General features: G+C 52.8%; 1 protein-coding gene. It reads left to right on the forward strand.

What is annotated here, in order from left to right; translation table 11 throughout:
- Positions 1–8 precede the first annotated feature (8 nt).
- Positions 9–1,484 carry a group II intron reverse transcriptase/maturase gene (gene ltrA, locus C5471_RS23185; RefSeq protein WP_166296565.1) on the forward strand — a complete coding sequence of 492 codons (1,476 nt, stop codon included), beginning with the start codon at positions 9–11 and terminating at the stop codon, positions 1,482–1,484.
- Positions 1,485–1,558: the final 74 nt, after the last annotated feature.

Genomic DNA, 1,558 nt, shown 5'->3' on the forward strand with positions numbered 1-1,558 from the left:
GAGGCCTTATTGAGTTCAGGAAGTCGGACGGGAGTATAGTACCGGAGAAATCAGTGAACAAAACAGAAAACAATGTGGCGGAATTGATGGAGGGAAGGCTCCCGACCAAGGGGAACAGCCAACAGTGCGCCCGTATCCGGACACAGAGCCGGGGAAATACGACGTTACGCTTGCTGGCTGTGCGAAAAGCAGCAAAGAAGGATAGGAAACAACAGTTTACTCACCTTTTCCATCACCTCAGTGAAGAACTGTTATGTCAGAGTTTTCAGCAGCTTAAGCGTCATTCTGCCCCGGGCTGCGAGGGTATCACATGGGAAAATTATGCGGAAAATCTGCAAAATAACCTCCATGCGCTCCACGGCAGACTTCATCGGGGGCAATACAGACCCCAGCCAGCAAGGCAGGTGAAGATCCTGAAAGAAGACGGGACAGAAAGACCATTGAGTATCCTGTGTCTGGAGGACAAAATCGTGCAGCAAGCGGCTGTCACGGTCTTAAATCAAATCTACGAGACCGATTTTCTCGGCTTCTCGTATGGATTCAGACCAGGCAGAGGGCAGCACGATGCACTGGACGCGCTGAATGTGGCCATTATGGAGAGGAAAGTCAATTGGGTGCTGGATCTGGACATCAGTCGGTTCTTCGATACCGTGGAGCATGACTGGCTCATCCGGTTTATTCAGCACAGGATAAGGGACGGTCGGATGTTGCGATTAATCAGGCAGTGGGTCACGGTGGGGATAGTCGATGAACACGGACACCGCCAGAAGTCGCATTGTGGCACACCGCAAGGTGCAGTCATATCGCCACTGCTGGCGAATATCTACCTGCACTACAGCTTTGATCTCTGGCTCAACGCCTGGCGAAAGCAGACGCAGGGAGAGGTAGTGATGATCCGATATGCCGATGATGCGGTACTGGGCTTCCAGAAACATCAGGATGCTCGGGCGTGCCAATCCCTGCTACAACAACGTCTGATGCAGTTTGGGTTGAAGGTACATCCCGCGAAAACCCGGCTGGTGCGATTTGGGCGCTTTGCGTTAAAGCAATATGAGGAGCGACCGGAGAGGGGCAAGCCGGGGACGTTTGATTTTCTGGGATTTACGCACTATATAGGACGATTACACACGGGCAAGGATGCGGTGATGCGCAAAACCCAACGAAAACGGCGTCAAACCCAACTGAAGCGAATAAAACAGGGGCTGCGGCAACGGCTGCATAACCGCCCGGAAGAAACGGGACGATGGCTGAAACGAGTGGTAGAAGGGCATATCAATTACTATGGTGTCCCCTTCAACAGCAGAGCATTGTGTCAATTTGTGGAAGAAGTGAAGCGGATGTGGCTAAAGTCACTGAAACGGCGAAGCCAGCGACACAAAATGACGTGGTCGCGTTACAGTCAGCTGGTGAATAAATGGGTACCGTCCCCCCGAATTGTGCATCCTTATCCTTTGCAGCGCTTTTACGCCAAACACCCGAGGTAGGAGCCGGATGCGTTAGTCGCGCACGTCCGGATCTGTGCGGGGGGTAGCTGGTAACGGCTATTCCTACCGCGACC

Origin of the sequence: Photorhabdus tasmaniensis, from assembly GCF_011189505.1 — a bacterium.
In the GTDB taxonomy this organism is placed as follows: Bacteria; Pseudomonadota; Gammaproteobacteria; order Enterobacterales; family Enterobacteriaceae; genus Photorhabdus; species Photorhabdus tasmaniensis.